Raw genomic sequence first — 18,590 nt, forward strand, 5'->3', positions numbered from 1 at the left:
CGTCTTTCCAAGCAGTACCATCCCGATCGAAACACTGAGAAAGATACTTCGGAAAAATTCATTGAAATCACCCAGGCTTACAATTATCTAACGAATGCTGAGAAGTATGCTTATGCCGGAGCAGATAATCATCAAGAGCCTGAAGTTTCTGAACGGGAGCGGTGGCGGCAAGAGGCTCGTGCTCGGGTTCGGCAGCAGCGACAAGAAGAAGCCGCGGCTCGCGAGGCACTTATTCGCCAGTTGCTATCGTACTTCAATTTTGCAGCCGTGGCTCTGCTAATTTTTAACGGGTTACTAGCTATTGACTATCTTCTTCCCCGAAAAGCCTATCCGCAGCAGTCGCTGAAGGTAGAAAAGGTTTTTGAATCATCGAGGTACCAAGGTGGTACCCGATCGTACCAGTACGATGACCTGCACTTTGAGGATTTCACCTTGCGAATTAAGAAAGGGCTGGTTAAATCTGATGATTTCTTTGATGAAGCGGTGGTACTAACTACAGTTGTCTTTGGCAAGCCTCAGGCGGCTTTGCTTACTGCCGATGGGCAAACTACTCGCTACGAACCTATTTACAGCGTATATACCTTCTTCGGCTTTATTATTCCCGCCATGCTTCTGATGTTAGGACTGTACTGGCAAGTCATAAAATCGCTTGAGCAACGGCTTTCGTTAGCTATATTGATGCTAGTTATAGCAATTATTCAGGTGCTATTATTTTCAACCGTGTAGCGCATTAAGCTGTAGCATTAGCGGACCGTTTTATAGGTTGGGCGGGTTCGGCTACATGGGTAGGCAACACAATCCGGAAGGTAGTCCCTACATTTATTTCCGAATGCCTCACGTAAATTTTGCCTTTATGATAATTTTCTACGATCCGTTGGGATAACGAAAGTCCTAAACCCCAGCCCCGTTTTTTGGTGGTGTAGCCCGGAGTAAATACCTGCTTAATTTTAGATTTGTGAATACCCTTTCCCGTATCGGTAATATCAATTACCACCTGTTCCGGGTGATTTTGCGTTACCTGAATAGTTAAATCACCTACACCACTCATGGCGTCCACTGCATTTTTACAAATATTTTCAATTACCCACTCAAACAGCGAAGCGTTAATTCGTACCGGAATATGCTGATTTTCTGAATGCAAGGTAAGGTTCACCTTGGTAGAAACCCGGCTTTGTAGGTAACCAACCGAATTACTAAGTATTTGGTAAAGGTTCTCTTCAGCGAGGGTTGGCATCGACCCAATATTAGAAAAGCGAGAAGTAACCATATTAAGCCGGTTAATATCTTTGTCTATCTCTTCTACCACACTAGGATCGTACGTTTCGGTCTCTGCTCGGAAGTATTCTACCCAAGCCATCAAAGAAGAAAGGGGAGTCCCTAACTGATGCGCCGTTTCCTTCGCCATGCCTACCCAAACCCGGTTTTGCTCTGCCGTTCGCGAGTAACTAAAAACTAAGTAAGCAATGAGAGCAAATATGGAGATTACCCCTAATTGAACGTAAGGGTAGTACTGAAGCTGAGTAAGTAAAAAGGAGTTACGGTAGTAGACAAACTGTGAGCCAATATACATTTGCGTTTTTGGGTGGCGCATTTCGATTTCAATTGGCTTATAAGCATCTTGCATTTTTCTTAATTCCCGATCAATAATTCGCTGCCGTTTTTCTTCATCTTCAATCTCTTCTAAGCCTAAATTACGCGAATTAACGTAGTTGCCGTAAGCATCCGTAAGAATTACCGGAATAGATTTGTTGGGAGTAACTACCTGGGCAAATAGGTAGGTAACGTCTTCTACTTCCTGATTAGCGACCATCTCAATGGTGTTGGCGTACAAATTAATGTAGCTTCGTTCTCGCTCTTTTAGCCCTTCTATCAACCGATTAGTGTACCAGATTGAAAGCGCAGCAATTAAGAGCGACATCACCAGCACCGCTACTCGAATGGTTTTCTTCTTCTGGTAGAGGTTTTCTACCTTTCCCAGCGACTTGTTAGAAAACATTGGCTCCGACGATTGGAACCCATTACCTTTAAATAACCTTGATAACATACTTTAAGCAACGATTACGACCCAACTTTAGTCGCTTTACAACGATTTTTCACAAAAGGTAAAAAAATTAGTGTTATAGTTCGTACTATTTTTAGTGTTAAAGTGTTTTGGTGCTTGGTGTTAAAGTATTGATATTCTATAGTATTCGCTCAGCCTTAAACATCGTTCTACGGTTTACTTAAATACTGATATTCTTAGCACTATAGCACTCAAACACAACAATACACATATCATGCTCTCACAACGGCAGCTATTTTTAAATTATTTGGGACAGACTTCGGATTTTCCGCTGATGCTGGAGATTGAACGCGCCGAAGGAGTATACATGCATTCTGCCGAAGGAAAGCGTTATCTCGATTTGATTTCTGGTATTGGAGTAAGTAATGTCGGCCATCGCCACCCAAAAGTGTTGCAGGCGATACAAGATCAATTAGATCGCTATCTGCACCTAATGGTTTATGGAGAGTTTGTACAAGCACCTCAGGTACAACTAGCGGAAGCTTTAACCCGCACCTTACCCGACCCGTTAAATGCCTGCTTCTTCGTAAACTCGGGCAGTGAGGCGATTGAAGGAGCTTTAAAATTAGCCAAACGCTATACCGGGCGACCTAATTTGGTTTCTTGCTTCAATGCCTACCACGGTTCTTCCCATGGGGCATTATCAGTGAGTGGTAGTGAGCAATTTAAACAGGGTTATCGCCCATTGTTACCCGGCGTATCGCATATCCGCTTCAACAATCCTGAAGATTTCTTTCAGATTGATGAGCAAACGGCTGCCGTAGTGGTAGAAACGGTGCAGGGTGAAGCCGGAGTACGCGTAGCTGACGCTGATTACTTCAAAGCCTTGCGCCAGCACTGCGATTCGGTAGGGGCTTTACTAATTCTGGATGAAATTCAGGCGGGGTTTGGCCGCACTGGAACCTTTTGGGCGTTTGAGTCTTATGGGGTAATGCCAGATATTATGGTTGCGGCGAAAGGTATGGGCGGTGGTATGCCAATTGGGGCGTTCATCGCTTCGCAAGAAATTATGCAGGTGCTTAAAGCCAATCCTATTCTCGGACATATTTCTACTTTCGGGGGGCATCCGGTAAGTGCTGCCGCTTCACTGGCTACCCTGAGGGTTATTCAAGAAGAAAATCTATTGGAACAAGTATCGGTCAAAGCCCAGCGGATTATTGAACAACTCCAGCATCCGGCTATCCGTAGCATTCGGCACCGAGGGTTGATGATGGCTGTGGAGTTTGAATCCTTTGATATGCTCAAACCCGTTATTGATCGAGCGATTGAACTAGGTGTGCTGACCGACTGGTTTCTGTATTGCGATAATGCCATGCGGGTAGCCCCTCCGCTAACCATCCAGCCCACCGAGATAGACGAAGCCTGCGCTATTATTCTTCAGGCGATAGAAGACGTAACCGTTCATGCTTAGTAGTATCTGATTATCTAACTTTAGCCATCAAGCATTTATTAGTCATAGCAGTAGGAACAACACTCTTAAGTTTACTTGGTAGCTGTCGCTCTACCCCAGAAGAGTCAACTACCGCATTCAGCAAATTCGGAGCGGGAATTCCACTGGGATTGATTGAAGACGATCGCTTGGAAGAAGTATCGGGTTTGGTGGCTAGTCGGAGCCAACCGGGAATGGTATGGGTACATAATGATAGCGGTAATCCGGCAGAAATCTATTTGCTGGATAGCCAAGCAGTGGTACGAGCAACTTACGTGCTAGGTGAAGACCAACGAGACTGGGAAGATATAGCCATTGGTCCCGGCCCTACCCAAGGAACTACCTATTTGTACGTAGGCGATATCGGAGATAATTTTACGCTACGCTCTCAGAATTATATCTACCGTTTTCTTGAGCCTACTGCATTAGCCACTGTTACTAAAACTGATACAATCCACCAAATAGATACTATTACTTTTGTGTACCCGGATGAACAATGGGATGTTGAAACCCTGCTCCTCGATCCTCTGACTAAAAATCTGTATCTATTTTCTAAAGAGATGTCTTTCACTCACATTTACTGCTTGCCTTATCCGCAGCGAACCGATACCACAATAGTAGCCAAGCACCTACTTACTATTCCTTTTGAAGGTGAGAATCTGCTGGATCGTCTGGTAGCAGGAGATATTTCGGCCGACGGTCAGGAAATTCTACTAAAAACTTATCAACATATATTTTATCGAAATAGAGCAGACTCAGTTATTTCTTTTGCTGAGTGGATTACTTCCCCCGCTGATACGCTACCCTACACCGCCGAACCTCAAGGTGAAGCGATTGGTTTCACAGCGGATAGTTTGGGATACTACACGTTGAGTGAAAGCCAGATTGGTCGTGATTTGTATTTATACTTTTACCCTCGTCAGTCGGGAAGCAACCGATGATTTAGTATTTTCGCCCGTGGATTCATCTAAATTATTTCTAAAGAGTTGAGAAAGTCTTCTGCAAACAATATGGTCGCTTTAATTGCTATCTCTCGTTTGGGTAGACTGATAAGAGCTGCTTCGCTGCTAACTGCTTTTATGTTCTTGGGAATCACAGCATTGAGTGCCCAAGAAATTCAAGCAGATATCTGTATTCTAAGTGGTAGCGAAGCGGGATTCACTGCGGCTATTCAAGCGGCTCGCATGGGTAAAACGGTTGTTCTGATTGAGCCTACCGGGCACCCCGGTGGCATGATGGTAGAAGGCATTGCCAAAGATATTCGTTTTGGTAGCTCAGTCGTTATTGGTGGTATTGCCCGAGAACTGTATACCGCAATTGAAGATTACTATGGTCGTAAACCCGCCTTTGACCAATATGGTTGGTACTCCCGCTACGAACCCTCGGTGGCCGAAGAGATTATTGAACAGTTTTTAGCCCAAGAAAAAGATATTCGTATCATCCGAAAAACACGTATTAAAGAAGAGAATGGCGTACGTAAGCAGGGTTCGCGAATTCAAAGTATTACTTTAGAAAACGGTCAAAAGATAACCGCTACAGTATTTATCGATGCTTCTGTAGAAGGGCATTTGCTGCATATGGCGGGAATAACTTCAGAAACCATCCGAGAGGGTAATCAAGCTTACGGTGAAACTAAAAACGGTATCCAAGTAGAAAATACCTACCGCCAGTTTGAAATAAAAGTAGATCCCTACGTAGTACCAGGTGACTCTTCTAGTGGTCTAATTCCAACCATTCAAGTGGGCGAGTTGGGTGAATACGGTGAGCCTGATAAGTATATTCAGGGTTTTTGTTTCCGGCTGGTGTTAACCCGACAGGAAGATAATCGCATTCCAATTACCAAACCAATTAATTACAATCCTTCTACTTACGAAATTTACCGCCGATACCTTCGGCAAGGTGGAACATTATTTCATCCCCGAGCTAATCGGCCCAATAGCAAAACTGATCTAGGCAGTTGGCACGACTTATCGGCTAATCTCTACGGTAAAAACTGGCAATACCCTGATGGTGATTACGCCACGCAGGATAGTGTTGTACAGTATCATAAAGATTTTACTCAAGGACTGATTTGGTTCTTGCAGAACGACTCATTAGTAGATGAGCAAACTCGGAAGAACTGGGCCGGTTGGGGGCTTTGCCAAGATGAATTTACTGATAACGGCGGTTGGCCCCGACGATTGTACATCCGCTCGGCTCGTCGTTTAGTATCTAATTTTGTAATTACTGAACACCATACCCGTCGGGATAATCCAATCCAAGTAGGGGATCCCTTGGGGCTCCAACCGGTAGCCATTGCCTGGTGGCCGCCCGATACCCATCACGCTCGTCGCATCGTGCTAAATGGGTATGCGTATAACGAAGGTTTCGTATTTGGTGGCGACGACTGGCGCCCGTTCGGCATTTCCTGGCAAGCGCTAATCCCGAAGGTAGAAGAATGCACCAACCTAATTACTCCAACCTGCCCTTCAAGCAGCTACGTAGCGTACGGAGCTATTCGCATTTTGCCTACGTTTATGGTCTTAGGCCAGAGTGCCGGTTGTGCTGCCGCAATAGCTATTGACCAGCAAAGTGCCGTTCAGGAGATTGACTATATTGCCCTCCAGAACCAGCTGTTACAGGATAAACAGATATTAACCATTCCCGAGAATTGGCTGGACTACGTAAACCCCGAACCCTAATGATAATTAGAACTAACCAAGTGAAAATACATTTCAATTTACTATCGCCACTTCTTATTATTTGGTTGCTATTGCCAAGCTTAGCCTGCGGACAAAACGATCCCGAAGTACCCATAGCTCCCCAGCTTTCTAGCACTTTTTCTGAGCCAGTTAACCGGGGTACAGTAAACAACCCTACTATTAGCGAAGCTTCGGGTATCGTAGCCAGTCGTAGTAATTCAGATATACTATGGACTCATAACGATAGCGGCAATGATGCTAAGATTTACGCGATTAATACTTTAGGGGAGACAGTAGGTGAGTGGATTATTGCGGGAGCGACTAATCGAGATTGGGAAGATATAGCCATTGGCCCCGGCCCAGAGGATGGAATCAATTATTTGTACGTAGGTGACATTGGCGATAACCAGGCTGTGCACCCTAGCTTAAATATATACCGTTTCCCTGAACCTATTATTAACGACGATACCTCGCCCGGTGGCACTATTCAGAACGCAGAAAAAATTAACCTGAAGTATCCAGATGGCGCAAGAGATGCTGAAACGTTACTGGTTGACCCTTTAACTCAAGACTTATACATCGTATCTAAACGCGACCGCTTCGCTCGTTTGTATCGTTTACCTTTTCCTCAATCTACTTCCTCCACTATTCTTGCTGAGAAAGTAGGTGAGTGGAACCGCGAAATTGGGGGAATTTTTAATCAGCCCGTCGGTGGGGATATATCGTCCGATGGTAAAGAGTTGCTAATAAAATCGTATGTAGAAGTACTATACTGGCAACGAGAAGATGATCAAACATCGATCTTTGAACTTATGCAACAAGAACCAAAAATACTTCCCTACATGGTAGAACCTCAAGGTGAAGCAATTGGTTGGTCAACCAATCATGAAGGGTATTTTACCCTGAGTGAAAAACAAGGTTCCTCTATTCCTAAACTATACTTCTATAAACGCAAACAGAAATAATCTTCCAAACAGTTAAAAATTCTACTACTATATTCTGTGAAATTTCTAAAACCTTCTGCAAGTTTTTCCGCTATATAGCCTATGTTCCATAACATAACTTATAAATAATATAGTTATGTATTACGCGGCATATAATATAAAGCAAACTTATTATGCTATTATTTATATAAATTGCTATTGTATACATCAAATACTACTATAGTAGCTGTAGAATAGCTAGTTTGCTATATGTAATAATTGATAATCAATTACTTATGCTTATACTGCAAAGGTTTCGTATCTTGTTTCCCTAAATATCAAACCATACCTGAACAAACTATGCGCGTTTTTATTATAGACGACAATCAGATTGATCTGCTAATAAGCCGTAAGTTGCTATTAAAGAATAGCGCAGAAATTGATGTGCAAGAATACTCTCAAGCCCAAAAGGCATTACAAGATATTCAGGCTAATCAAGATGATAAACCTGATATTATTCTCCTCGATTTAAATATGCCTACTATGGATGGTTGGGGATTCTTAGATGGGCTAAAAGACGCTCACATTCAGTCTGGTTTCAAAGTATATGTGCTCACCTCTTCTTTGGATGATCGAGATAGAACTCGAGCTCAGAAGTATCAAGTAGTAGAAGGGTATTTGACTAAGCCACTCAACGATACCGTAATTCAAGGTATTTTGCAATAAAACCTTTGAAATATTATTTGAATAGGGTTAAACCTTTTTTGTAGAAAACAGTTATCTTATTGTAATAATTTTTTTACCTAATAGATAACTGCCATGAAATTTATATCATTAAAACGATACTGCTTTATACTATCAGCTTTTGTGATTTTTGCATTCTCAAGTTGTAATCGAGAAATCACTAAGCAGGATATGGAAGATCAGATTCAGGAAGCGCGTGAGGAAACTCAAGAAGCGAAAGAAGAAACTCGGGAAGCTATTGAGATGCGAGAAGCCTACTATGAAGACTATCGTGAATCTAAAACTGATGAGCTTAAAGATAAAAGCAAAAATATTGACAAACGTATTCGTGATCTGAGGAAAACAGCAAAAGATGTGAACGAAGACGCTAAAAGCGATATTGAGTCGGCTATTGCTGAACTTAAGCAGGAGCAAGAGGATGTAGATGATAGACTACGAGAAATTCAAACCATGACCAAAGAAGATTGGAGTATTTCTTATGAAGAGGTTAATGAGGCAATTACTCGTATTGAATCAGAAATCGATCGGGTAGCTGAAAGCATTAGTGGAAACTAATCACCAATTCAGAAGAGACTATTGCACATCAGCATATTATTAAAACGGAAAAGTAAAAAGCGAGAAATTATCTCGCTTTTTTTATTAGCTAAAACACAAGTAAAAGCACATGATGATCGTACTTTGTGTAATTTTATATAACTTATTTCTTAATTAAATAGTATACAGTAAGTAGAGAAAGTTTTTATATGCAATTAAATTGGTTCATAACAGGTGTAGGAGCATGGTTGCTCATCTTGGTGCTGATAGTGCTACCCACCTTTTCTATGGCCACACACGAGCATACTGAACCTGTTGATCAGGATGCCCCGGTATATCCCAATCCGGCTCGCGACTTTATCTACTTTAGAACTGATAAGGTAAGTAACTTTGTTGGCAACATTACTTTAGAAGTAGTAGATATTCTGGGAAATCCAGTGAAGGTGCTACCTGAAAAAGTAGCATCTAACATCTACCGGATCAATGTAAGCCAATGTGCCGCCGGATACTATATGTTGATTGCTCAGTGCGAAACTGACACTGGAACGAAAAAGAAGGTTTTCAGATTTCTGAAACAATAGTTGGCTCATCTCCCTCTTTCTCATTTAACTGAATAATATATTTAGGCTCTTTTTCCTCTTTCTGATAGGAGTAAGTATAACTATACTGAGTAGTTGTAAAATAGCTATTAGCACCAAAAGTGTGATTCTGGCGATTGGGGGCAGTTGTTACACCTCTTTCACAATCTTTATGCAGCGTAGGCGTACTACCTGATGTGCGAAAATAGAATGAGCAAAACATTCCAGCAACTGAGCCTAGCAAATGCGATTCCCAAGATACATTTTGTTGATTAGCATTGGGTAAAAGCCCCTGCAACATACCGTTATACAGAAAAGCAATTGCTACTGCTACTATTACCGAGCGTATATCTTTCCGAAAGATGCCACTGAATAGAAGAAAAGCAGCTAACCCGTAGACAATACCGCTGGCCCCAATATGGTAGGCCTGCCGAGCGGCTACCCAAACCCAAAAACCAGTAATTAAGTATATCCAGAGAAATACTTCCAAAGCAATTTTGTTGTAAAAATAGAACGTAGCTATCAGGAGCAGAATTAATGGGAAGGTATTAGATAATAAATGCAGAAACGTGCCATGTACTAGGGGGGCCGTGATAATACCCACCATACCTAATGGTGTACGCGGAAGAATCCCAAAAACGCCCAAGTCAAGGGAGGCACTCCACTCTATCGTCCGAATTAGCCATAATAGTGCAGTAAATCCAACAGCAAATAAAATACTTTGCTGGAGCATTCTTTTATCTTCAGATAGCAGTTCTATTTCACTATCACGCTTTTTCACGCAAATATTTTATTCGGTAAATAACAGATTGACCTACCAAAGCCACTCCACTGTTCACAATCACCAAGCTTAAAGTACCAAACCAGAACCAAGCCCGCTGCTCGTATTTGGCGATCAATGCTTCGCCAAACAAACTGAGACCGAAACCAATAAGAATCAACCCAGCTATAGCCGAAACTAACCAGTAAGTAAGATAGCGTTTTTTCCCGTCAGTTGCTTGCATGTTGTAAAACCTACTTGTTCAAAAAAATATTTTCTGAGCTAACCGATAAGTATTTGCGTGGGCTTCTATAATATGAGCAATTTTCTCTGAATACCCCCCTCCCATGCTTAATGCTACTGGAATATTATTTTGGTAACATAGCTCCAACACAATCTGATCGCGCTTCCGACAACCGTCGATAGTTAGCCCCAATCTTCCTAGCTTATCTGAAGCCAGCACATCTACTCCCGATTGAAAAAAGATAAAATCGGGAGTAATCTCATTGAGTAAACGCGGTAATGCTTCTCTAAGTTTTTGCAAATATGTTGTGTCATCTGCACCATCGGGCAGAGCAATATCCATATCTGATTTTTCTTTATGCATCGGATAGTTTTTAGCCCCGTGCATACTAAAGGTAAAAACGCCTGGATCGTGCCGGAAAATCTGGGCTGTTCCGTTGCCCTGATGTACATCCAGATCAACGACAAGTATTTGTTTGGCTAACTTTTTTTCTCGTAAATAATTAGCCGCAATCGCAATATCGTTGAGCAAGCAAAAACCTTCGCCTCGGTTGGTAAATGCGTGGTGGGTGCCTCCCGCAATGTTGAATGCTACCCCGAATTTTAGCGCAAACAATGCGGCCTGAACCGTCCCTTGCATAATAGTTATTTCGCGCTGTACTAACTGCTCTGACATAGGAAATCCGGTCTTCCTAATTTCTGATTTGGTTAGCTCCTGATTCTTCAGTCGATACCAGTATTCAGCAGCGTGTGTGTTTGTGATATAGGGTTCTTCTAAAGGAACTGGGGCAAAAAAGTTTTCTTGAGTAATGGTGCCTTCATATAGTAGCTGCTCAGGAAGCAGATTGTACTTTTCCATAGGAAAGCGGTGATTTTTGGGCAAAGGATGCGCGTAAATTTCTGACCAAGCAATTTTTAACATAACAACTCGCAAGTATCCGATGCTTTCAACTGCCTTGGAGGAAAAGGGTTGGTTTGTACTAGTTAAAATTTTCGGACACCCTAGAACTTGGGACTAAGCTGGGTTATAATAATGGCGAGAATGCAGCAGAAACAGCTACCGCACAATCGTAATGCTACCAGTTTGGCTACCAGCCTCTTCACCGCAGCTAATTAGATAAAAATAAACACCAGGGGGGACCAAACTTCCGTTGGCAGTTCCATCCCAGGGCTGAAGATTGCTGTAGTTTTCTTGTCTGTGCATTTCTACGCCTTGCCTATTAAAAATGGTTAAACGACAATCAGGGTAGAGTTCCATCTTCTCAATATGCCAAGTATCGTTGTTACCATCATTATTAGGAGTGAATGCTCGCTCGGGAACAACATCCAGGCGACGGTCAACATTTACGGTAAATTCTACCGAATCAGCACAACCCTCGTCGTTCATTATAAAGCAGGTGTAAGTAGTTGTGATTAGAGGGCGAACTAATGGGTTAGCAATTGTAGTATCGCTCAAGGAAATATCACTCTTCCAGCGGTAAATACTCCCGCCCGAGGCTTGCAGTTGCAAAGTATCTCCTAGCGCAACACGATCCGAAGAAGCTGTAATTTCTCCTATCGGATTCTCTGCTTCTTCTACCGTAAACTCTCGAAAATCATTACACCCATTTTCAGCGGTAACTTCTAAGGTATACGTTCCGGGCTGATTCACTGTAATGCTACGCTCGGTCGATTGGGTGTTCCATAAATAGGTAGAAAAACCTTCGTTAGCTTCTAGCACCACAACAGCATTGGGACATAAATTTGGGTTATCAGCAGCTTGTACTGTCAAATCAGGAATAGCCAACACTTCCACTGTTTGTTCGTAACGATCGCGTACCGTACCATCGTCTTCCAAAATTTCTATTGCTATTGTTTGCGTTCCGGCATTGTTAAATTTGTACGAAACAGTATCACCTTCTTCAGTATTTTCTTCAAAAAGCCAGCGGTATCGAATTTCTTTTCCGTTCAAATTGCCCGGACTAACAATAAATTGCCCGGCTGTATTCAGGCAAAGTTCAGTTGGAATAGTGGGGCGAGCGAAGGCTACCTCTATCGGGTTGCTTTCTCGCAAACAGCCTTCGGCATTTTGGGTTACTGCAACATAGGTACCCTCTTGATTAGTAGTAAAAGATAATTCAGTAGCTTCGGCAATAGTTTGATCGTTTCGCCTCCAACCAAAAGTCTGATCATCTACTGAGTTAACTGTAAATTTTACGTTGTTCCCCTCAAAGAAAACTGGGTTTTTTTCGGCAGTAGCCGTAATGGCTCCGGGTTCGCTAACGCTGATGAAGGTAGTAATCGTGTCGCTAATGCAGCCACCATTTTCTTCACTAGCCTGCACAAAGAGTATGTAAAGCCCTTCGTGTGATTTATTAATATTAGAAATAACCGGATTTTGTTCGTTAGAAGTAAACTCATTGGGTCCGGACCAGAAATAATCTGCATTCACTGTTTCAGATTGAAGCAACAAACTTTCACCAAAACATACCGGCTCGGCTGGGTTTTTATCAATAATTGTAGGCTTAGAAGGAACAAAACCATCGGGCCGAACAATTTCAACTCGATTAGAAGCGGCAGGAGAACAAACAAATGTTTTATTGGCGGAAGATACTTTAACCCGATAAAATAGCTCATCACTGGTAGTAAATGTAAAGGTAGAATCAGTGGCCTCAGCTACTGGAGTAAAGCTCGTTCCGTCACTAGAACTTTCCCAAAGGTAGTCGGCTCCAATAGCTTTGGTCACGGTTAGTTGATAGGGCAACTGGTCACAAACCCCTAAGCCATTTTGTGGCTCTAACACCGGGGTAATACAATTACGGTTTAGCCGAATAGCAATTTGGTCTGTGGCTGTTTCAGTGTAGGCTAAATCAGGTTTTCCGTCGCCGTTCAGGTCGCCACCACGAACGCTAAGCGAGTTTTCGTTGGCTAGCAGATTCAGCGGATTACTAAAGTCCAAAGAACCTACAGTACTTTTGTTTAATAGCAAAGTAATCCGAGGTTGGTTCTGAATGGCTACGGTTATATCAAGCAGCCCATTTCCGTCCATATCCACTAACTCCAAGCCTTCTCTCGATAGAGCACCCTGACCAAACTGCACTGGACTAGCAAAGCTGACTGTCCCATTTTGTGAAGTATTCCGTAAAGCTCCTACGTAAGAATCGTTAACGACTACTAAATCGGTGAGACCATCATTATCTAGGTCACCAGCCTTTAGATTAGTCGTTCGTCCTGGAGCAGATAGTTCGGTAATGGCGCCAAACCCCAGCGAACCGGGAGTACTAGCATTGGTAATAACATAAATACCACTATTCTCGTCTTCACTTACCGCAATATCCGGAATCCCGTCGCCACTAAAATCTTCTACCGTAATACCACTAAGCTCGGTACTACTAATACCAAACACCGCAAACGGAAGGCTGGGTGTATTGCTAAAGCTAATAGCTGAACCAGTTCCATTGTTCAGGAACACTGACACCCCCCCATCGGCAGAAATATCAGCTACCGTGATATCTGGTTTTCCATCCAGATCAATATCGCGAATTACCATACGAGCTGCTAAATTTCCCTGTACAGGAAGTTTTGTGGGGCTAGCTTCGTCAAATGACACTGCTCCACTAGTGCTTGTGTTCCGAAAAATATACACTAAATTAGATCCTTCTGCATTGCTATTAGAAGCCGAAAATAATAATTCCGGTAATCCGTCGCCATTCAGATCACCACAGCGAACCCAGCGAGTGGTGGCCTCTAGGTCTAATTCAACTGGAGTAAAGGCAACAGTATCTATATTAGAAGTTATATTTTGTAAGATAGTAATATCTTCGCTATTGGCATCGCTGGTAGCAATATCATTAAGACCGTCTTGGTTGAAGTCACAGAAACATAAGTTGTAAAGACTACTACCGGAGGTGGCGTATTTATAAGGCCCGTCCATTAAGGCTACGTCAAAAGTACCACCATCGTAGCTGATATAAAATACCTCAGAGGAATAAGCTGTTAATCGAGTATCAGTGCGGGTTACTGATACGCTGCTAGTGGTAGCTCCCGGAGGAACTAAAACTCGAATTTCAGTATCCAGCATCGGTACTCCTGAACTAATTGAAGCGATGGAATCGGCTAGAACCCCACCAAAAAACACATCAATATTCATAGTGTCCGTGCCAAACCCACTTCCCTGAATGGTGACTACTTCGTATACCGTTCCGTGGGTTTTATCCAATTGGGTAATAACCGGAGCTTGGGCTAACAATACCGTAGTAAGCCATGAGAAGAATAGCGTAGATAGAAGCTTTTGCATAAGAGGTACCTCATCAGAAGACAAAGCAAGGTAGTGGGAAAGCGTTATTTTTTTGAAGCAACAATTGGCTTTTGCCCACAGGTGTAATATCTTCTGCAATATTTGTTTTTTGCTTATTTGACCTTCGTTATCTAATGGAAGCCTTAATTTTAGTTGATATTCAGAACGACTTTTTGCCCGGTGGTGCCTTAGCGGTTGCCAACGGAGATGCGGTAGTTCCTGTAGCTAATCAACTACAACCTCACTTTGATTTAATAGTAGCTACTCAGGACTTTCATCCCAAAAACCACCTTAGTTTTGCGGCTAACCATTCGGGGAAACAAATTGGTGATATTATTCAGCTCAATGGCTTAGATCAAGTACTGTGGCCTAACCACTGTGTACAGGGAAGTGCTGGGGCAGAATTTGCTAGTGATTTACAGATGGAAAAGGTAGCTGAGGTTTTTCCCAAAGGGACCAATCCAAAAATTGATAGCTACAGTGGGTTCTTTGATAACGGCCACCGGAAAGCTACCGGACTGGGTGACTATCTGAAAGAACATGGTGTAAATAGAGTATTTGTTGTAGGACTAGCCACTGACTACTGTGTGAAGTTTACTGCTTTAGATGCTAAGAAGTTGGGCTTTGATACTACAGTTATTCCCGAGGCAACCCGAGCAGTTAATCTACAACCCCAAGATTTTGAGAAAGCCATTAACGAGATGGCAGCGGCTGGAGTAAAAATTATTTCTCTTAAAGATTTCTAAGTCATTAGCATTCGGTTACGGCCTAAAAAATTTGCTAAACAAGCTTTTAAAACGGCAATTACAGAATTTGTGATTTATTTGCATTTTTTTAATATTAATTAAGATTATAACTCCTTATATTTATCGGATAGCTATAGTTAGTATCCGGTATGAGAGAAAAGCCTGTCAATTTATATTTCCTACAAAGATGGGTCAAAACATATGTGACACTCATATTTATCGCTCTTACTTTCACTTCTCTGTATGGCCAGGATAAACCTACTTTAAAGAGTTTCCGAGTTAAGAACATGGAACAACTTAGCGAAGTAGTAGATCAATGGTACGAAGGGGAAGTAACCTTTTGGAGCGGAAGAACGCTTTTATGTCAACTGTCCTACAGTCCGCTAGTTCCCGAAGGGCTAGTGAAAGTTGCCGATGGCGATTTAACTCGTGTTCTTACTGTTTACGATATAGAAAGCTTTTCTTTTTACAACCACGATACCTATACCGATCATACGTACTATTCTCTTCCCCTTATCAATAATCGACCTATGTTTGTGGAGTTACTGTACGAAGACTGTTTTTACGCTATTTTAGGTAGCCGGTCAATAGTAGCAGAAATTACGAATTACGTGCCGGGGCCAGGGGGAGCCATGTCCAGAAGCTACGAGTACGTTAACATGAGCTACGCCCATGCTTACCAAGCAAATGCGGCTTCAGTCACTAAGTTTATTATGGATTACCGATGGTTTTTGGTTGACGTAGAAAACCACCAAGCTCATGATTTTAATTTAAATGCTTTAGACGATCAGCGAAAAGAACTCAGAAAATTTGTCCGAGCTAATAAGCTCCAGTTTGATACATTGGAAGACTACATCGCTGTGGTGCAAAAGTACGAGGACCTAACCATGCGGTCTTGCAAAGACTTACCTTAATAGAGTAATTTCCATCTTTACTTCTTCCGAATAATAATATCGCCATTGTGGCTTTTAAAGTAAATTTCGGGGCCACCGCCGTTCACGGTTCCCATAATTTCCTTATCAACCTTCACCCGATAAATTCCCCCGTCATTAGATGTTTCTCGCTTATTGTTGGCTTTTACATCCATCTCAAAATCAGTAAAGATTTCTCCGTTCAGCGTTTTCATTTTGGCCAGCATAGCCGTAGAAGTGGGAAAAGTCACTTCGATGTCTCCGTTCAGGGTGGTGAATGACATCGGTGTGTCGGGCGTTACTTCATCAAACACAACAGTTACTTCCCCATTTACCGTATTCACCACGGCTGAACCAGAAATATTCTGCAGCTCTACATCATCGTTAATGTTGCTGGCTTCTATCTCGCCACTAACGTTTTCGATGAAGATTACACCGTCGTTTATGGCTTTCGCCTTGATTGAAAAGTTACGAGGCACCTGAATATCAAAGTCGAAAGAACTTTCCGGAGCCCGAGAGCGCACAGTTACCCGGTTGCCTTCTTCGATAGCTTCCATTGAGATATTACCGCCACTACTAATTTTTCGCAAACCACCTCGCCCCTGATTGTCATCTACGTAATTGCTGGTGGTTGGGGCGGTTTGTACAATTACCTCTTTGCCATCGTATCCCCGAACGAAGATAGAACCTCGTACTAGTTCTACCCGAAGTTCGCCGGGCTGATTAGGATTAGTTAGCGGAATGGCTAATAGTTCATCTTGGGCATTCGCTATACCGAAAGCAATTAAGTAGACGATAATTGTGATCAAAATAATACGAATAAGTTTCCTGATATCGTGGGATAAGTGAGGCAAAATGTTCATTATTTTATGGGTTAATTTTTTGATTGTTCGATTATTAAATTGCTAGTTGTTATTGGATTCTGGTATTTGAGTCCTTTCATATCTCATATTTTTCAGCTAGCTGTGTTTTAAGTATACTTCACCGTTGAGGGTTTCCGTTTCTACCAAGGGGCCACCCTGGCCGATACGTATTTTGGTGGAGCGGTCAATCCGGTAGGTAGTGCGCTTACGCCCCTTTTTCTTGGCTAAGGAAACTTCAGCCGGCAAATAATTAATCTGATCAAAATTGGTGTAGAAATCACCGTTCATACTTTTGAAGGAGACATCAGCCGATAGATTATTTGGCATCAGCAGCGTAATATCGCCGTTAATCGTTTTAAAGCGACTGTCTTTTGCCGGAGCCTCCGTAAAAGAAACATCCACGTCGCCATTTACCGTAACCACCGAAGTTTGTCCGCTAATATCAGTCGCTTGAATAGGCCCATTAACATTACGAGCCTCAATACGCTGCGATTGTACATTTTCAATGACCACCGATCCTTCGTTGATAGTAGAAACCCTTAAATTGAGAGCATTTGGTATGCGCACTGTAAAGTCCATCCGATAGTCGTATTTATGCTCATTCCAATCACTGTGATGATGGTCGGTACGGTAGTGAAAATGATTGCCTTTACGATGAGCGTTTACAAAAGGAGCATCCATATATACCAGCATATAATTACTATCCAACTCGGTCGTCAGTTGTATCTCATCTATACCTTGCTGGAGGCGATCTTGAGTACGGGCTTCAATCGTCTTTTCCACGCTAATTTCAACGGTTTCACCCTCGTAGCCAATCACGGTAACATTCCCCTGAATATTCTTTAGCCACAATTCGTTATCGGTACTGTTTTCCGAAAATTTTAGACTACGAGTGATTGTCTCCTGATGAGATAGCGGAGCCAAAGTCCAGGCTACCGAACTGATGATGATGGTAAAAAGAGTTGTGAGTTTCATAAGTAGAGATCGAGTAAGTTTTAGAATAATTATTAGATGAGTATCTCCAAGCTTTGCTTGATAGTTTGCTGAGCATCTTGGTTTAAACCGTCTTTTTTCAGTAAATCTTCTAGCGGTTCTACTGCTTGTTTTTCCTGTAGTTCAACCATTGTTTGCGCCAGCGCAATTTGTATCAGAGGGTCATTTTGCTGAGCGATGGACTGTACCAACCCTTGCCTCACCAATGAATCGGAAGCGTAGGGGAGCAGTGCCTCTAGAGCTGCCAACCGGACATTGACTTGCGGATCTTCATTCAGGGTGCGAAGCAAAGCATGATGAATTTTTTCGGTAGAAGAAGATAGATCAGTACTGATGCTCACCGCCTTGAGACGTTGCATAGCCGAAGGTTGCTCCAGCAGGGTGAGCACCATCGCTTCGCGCATTTGTTGCACTTCCGAGGATAACTGCCCAATCTGCGATTCGTAGCGTTGCGTTGGGCTTAGCCAGAAGCCGACCGCTACACCAATAAATAGCAGCAAAGCCGCCGTAATTAACTGAGATACCCGAATGGAAGCGTTAAACGGCTGGAGGAATCGCTGCCACCAACTGGGTGTTTGAGACTGTTCCCAGCTGCCAAGCATCGAGTAGAAATTCTCTCGCAACTGACCCGACGGAGCGGGAACGGGCAATTGTTCGCTCTTCTGGTAAAGCATTTGCCAATCAGATAATTCTTCCTGACTAATTTCGCCACTAGTCAGTAATTGCTGGAGCTGCGTTTCCTTCTGATCGTCCCAGCGGCCTTCCAAATAATCCATAATCAATAGCGTGTACTGTTCTTTCATAGTTGCTGTTCCAGTTGGCGAAAAATTTGGCGTAAATCCTGAAT

Annotated in this window: 18 protein-coding genes; 10 read left to right on the forward strand and 8 right to left on the reverse strand. The window is 42.6% G+C overall.

What is annotated here, in order from left to right; genetic code table 11:
- The coding region (locus WBA23_RS08690; RefSeq protein ID WP_424581883.1) for a J domain-containing protein at positions 1-726 on the forward strand (726 nt) is incomplete at its 5' end.
- Between the two features lie 4 nt (positions 727-730).
- Here WBA23_RS08690 and WBA23_RS08695 read toward each other — a convergent pair.
- Positions 731-2,044 (reverse strand): sensor histidine kinase, encoded by a 1,314-nt coding sequence (locus tag WBA23_RS08695; protein WP_424581884.1) that lies wholly within the window; start codon positions 2,042-2,044, stop codon positions 731-733.
- A 232-nt stretch (positions 2,045-2,276) separates the two neighbouring features.
- Between WBA23_RS08695 and WBA23_RS08700 the strand changes: the two genes are divergently transcribed.
- From WBA23_RS08700 to WBA23_RS08730, 7 genes are all read left to right on the forward strand, one after another.
- Entirely contained in the window at positions 2,277-3,473 is a 1,197-nt protein-coding gene (locus tag WBA23_RS08700) for an aspartate aminotransferase family protein (RefSeq protein ID WP_424581885.1), read from the forward strand.
- Between the two features lie 149 nt (positions 3,474-3,622).
- A complete protein-coding gene (locus tag WBA23_RS08705; RefSeq protein WP_424581886.1) occupies positions 3,623-4,432 on the forward strand; it encodes a hypothetical protein in 810 nt (269 codons plus the stop codon).
- Positions 4,433-4,501: 69 nt separating this feature from the next.
- A complete protein-coding gene (locus WBA23_RS08710) occupies positions 4,502-6,172 on the forward strand; it encodes an FAD-dependent oxidoreductase (protein ID WP_424581887.1) in 1,671 nt (556 codons plus the stop codon).
- On the forward strand, positions 6,172-7,137 hold the full coding sequence (locus WBA23_RS08715; RefSeq protein ID WP_424581888.1) for a hypothetical protein: 966 nt from the start codon (positions 6,172-6,174) through the stop codon (positions 7,135-7,137). The genes WBA23_RS08710 and WBA23_RS08715 overlap by 1 nt, the downstream gene beginning before the upstream one ends.
- 318 nt (positions 7,138-7,455) lie before the next feature.
- Entirely contained in the window at positions 7,456-7,821 is a 366-nt protein-coding gene (locus tag WBA23_RS08720; protein WP_424581889.1) for a response regulator, read from the forward strand.
- Between the two features lie 189 nt (positions 7,822-8,010).
- Positions 8,011-8,394 (forward strand): hypothetical protein, encoded by a 384-nt coding sequence (locus WBA23_RS08725; RefSeq protein ID WP_424581890.1) that lies wholly within the window; start codon positions 8,011-8,013, stop codon positions 8,392-8,394.
- Positions 8,395-8,660: 266 nt separating this feature from the next.
- The gene (locus WBA23_RS08730; RefSeq protein ID WP_424581891.1) at positions 8,661-8,954 is read left to right on the forward strand and encodes a T9SS type A sorting domain-containing protein; all 294 of its coding nucleotides are present in this window, start codon (positions 8,661-8,663) and stop codon (positions 8,952-8,954) included.
- Here WBA23_RS08730 and WBA23_RS08735 read toward each other — a convergent pair.
- The 4 genes from WBA23_RS08735 to WBA23_RS08750 form a co-directional block, all read right to left on the reverse strand.
- Complete coding sequence (locus tag WBA23_RS08735; protein ID WP_424581892.1) at positions 8,935-9,732, reverse strand: rhomboid family intramembrane serine protease; 798 nt, start codon at positions 9,730-9,732, stop codon at positions 8,935-8,937. The genes WBA23_RS08730 and WBA23_RS08735 overlap by 20 nt on opposite strands.
- Positions 9,719-9,955, reverse strand: coding sequence for a hypothetical protein (locus WBA23_RS08740; protein WP_424581893.1), 237 nt, complete (start codon positions 9,953-9,955; stop codon positions 9,719-9,721). The genes WBA23_RS08735 and WBA23_RS08740 overlap by 14 nt, the downstream gene beginning before the upstream one ends.
- 18 nt (positions 9,956-9,973) lie before the next feature.
- A complete protein-coding gene (locus WBA23_RS08745) occupies positions 9,974-10,876 on the reverse strand; it encodes a histone deacetylase family protein (protein WP_424581894.1) in 903 nt (300 codons plus the stop codon).
- A 135-nt stretch (positions 10,877-11,011) separates the two neighbouring features.
- Entirely contained in the window at positions 11,012-14,230 is a 3,219-nt protein-coding gene (locus tag WBA23_RS08750) for an FG-GAP-like repeat-containing protein (protein WP_424581895.1), read from the reverse strand.
- 134 nt (positions 14,231-14,364) lie between these two features.
- Between WBA23_RS08750 and pncA the strand changes: the two genes are divergently transcribed.
- Both pncA and WBA23_RS08760 read left to right on the forward strand, forming a co-directional pair.
- Complete coding sequence (gene pncA / locus WBA23_RS08755; RefSeq protein ID WP_424581896.1) at positions 14,365-14,976, forward strand: bifunctional nicotinamidase/pyrazinamidase; 612 nt, start codon at positions 14,365-14,367, stop codon at positions 14,974-14,976.
- 287 nt (positions 14,977-15,263) lie between these two features.
- Positions 15,264-15,890 carry a hypothetical protein gene (locus WBA23_RS08760; RefSeq protein WP_424581897.1) on the forward strand — a complete coding sequence of 209 codons (627 nt, stop codon included), beginning with the start codon at positions 15,264-15,266 and terminating at the stop codon, positions 15,888-15,890.
- Positions 15,891-15,907: 17 nt separating this feature from the next.
- Here the strand turns inward: WBA23_RS08760 and WBA23_RS08765 are convergent, their stop codons facing one another.
- The 3 genes from WBA23_RS08765 to WBA23_RS08775 all read right to left on the reverse strand — a co-directional run.
- The gene (locus tag WBA23_RS08765; RefSeq protein WP_424581898.1) at positions 15,908-16,750 is read right to left on the reverse strand and encodes a DUF4097 family beta strand repeat-containing protein; all 843 of its coding nucleotides are present in this window, start codon (positions 16,748-16,750) and stop codon (positions 15,908-15,910) included.
- A 96-nt stretch (positions 16,751-16,846) separates the two neighbouring features.
- Positions 16,847-17,725, reverse strand: coding sequence for a DUF4097 family beta strand repeat-containing protein (locus tag WBA23_RS08770; protein WP_424581899.1), 879 nt, complete (start codon positions 17,723-17,725; stop codon positions 16,847-16,849).
- Between the two features lie 32 nt (positions 17,726-17,757).
- Positions 17,758-18,590 (reverse strand): HEAT repeat domain-containing protein (locus WBA23_RS08775; protein ID WP_424581900.1); only part of this gene is annotated, 833 nt, incomplete at its 5' end.

This window comes from Tunicatimonas sp. (genome assembly GCF_049647865.1).
Taxonomy (GTDB): Bacteria; Bacteroidota; Bacteroidia; order Cytophagales; family Cyclobacteriaceae; genus Tunicatimonas.

Coding starts and splice junctions, on each gene's coding strand:
- WBA23_RS08745 (WP_424581894.1), bottom strand. CDS start 10,876: ATGTTAAAAATTGCTTGGTCAGAAATTTACGCGCATCCTTTGCCCAAA.
- WBA23_RS08720 (WP_424581889.1), top strand. CDS start 7,456: ATGCGCGTTTTTATTATAGACGACAATCAGATTGATCTGCTAATAAGC.
- WBA23_RS08725 (WP_424581890.1), top strand. CDS start 8,011: ATGGAAGATCAGATTCAGGAAGCGCGTGAGGAAACTCAAGAAGCGAAA.
- WBA23_RS08750 (WP_424581895.1), bottom strand. CDS start 14,230: ATGCAAAAGCTTCTATCTACGCTATTCTTCTCATGGCTTACTACGGTA.
- WBA23_RS08695 (WP_424581884.1), bottom strand. CDS start 2,044: ATGTTATCAAGGTTATTTAAAGGTAATGGGTTCCAATCGTCGGAGCCA.
- WBA23_RS08700 (WP_424581885.1), top strand. CDS start 2,277: ATGCTCTCACAACGGCAGCTATTTTTAAATTATTTGGGACAGACTTCG.
- WBA23_RS08770 (WP_424581899.1), bottom strand. CDS start 17,725: ATGAAACTCACAACTCTTTTTACCATCATCATCAGTTCGGTAGCCTGG.
- WBA23_RS08760 (WP_424581897.1), top strand. CDS start 15,264: ATGGAACAACTTAGCGAAGTAGTAGATCAATGGTACGAAGGGGAAGTA.
- WBA23_RS08740 (WP_424581893.1), bottom strand. CDS start 9,955: ATGCAAGCAACTGACGGGAAAAAACGCTATCTTACTTACTGGTTAGTT.
- WBA23_RS08710 (WP_424581887.1), top strand. CDS start 4,502: ATGGTCGCTTTAATTGCTATCTCTCGTTTGGGTAGACTGATAAGAGCT.
- WBA23_RS08730 (WP_424581891.1), top strand. CDS start 8,661: ATGGCCACACACGAGCATACTGAACCTGTTGATCAGGATGCCCCGGTA.
- WBA23_RS08765 (WP_424581898.1), bottom strand. CDS start 16,750: ATGAACATTTTGCCTCACTTATCCCACGATATCAGGAAACTTATTCGT.
- WBA23_RS08715 (WP_424581888.1), top strand. CDS start 6,172: ATGATAATTAGAACTAACCAAGTGAAAATACATTTCAATTTACTATCG.
- pncA (WP_424581896.1), top strand. CDS start 14,365: ATGGAAGCCTTAATTTTAGTTGATATTCAGAACGACTTTTTGCCCGGT.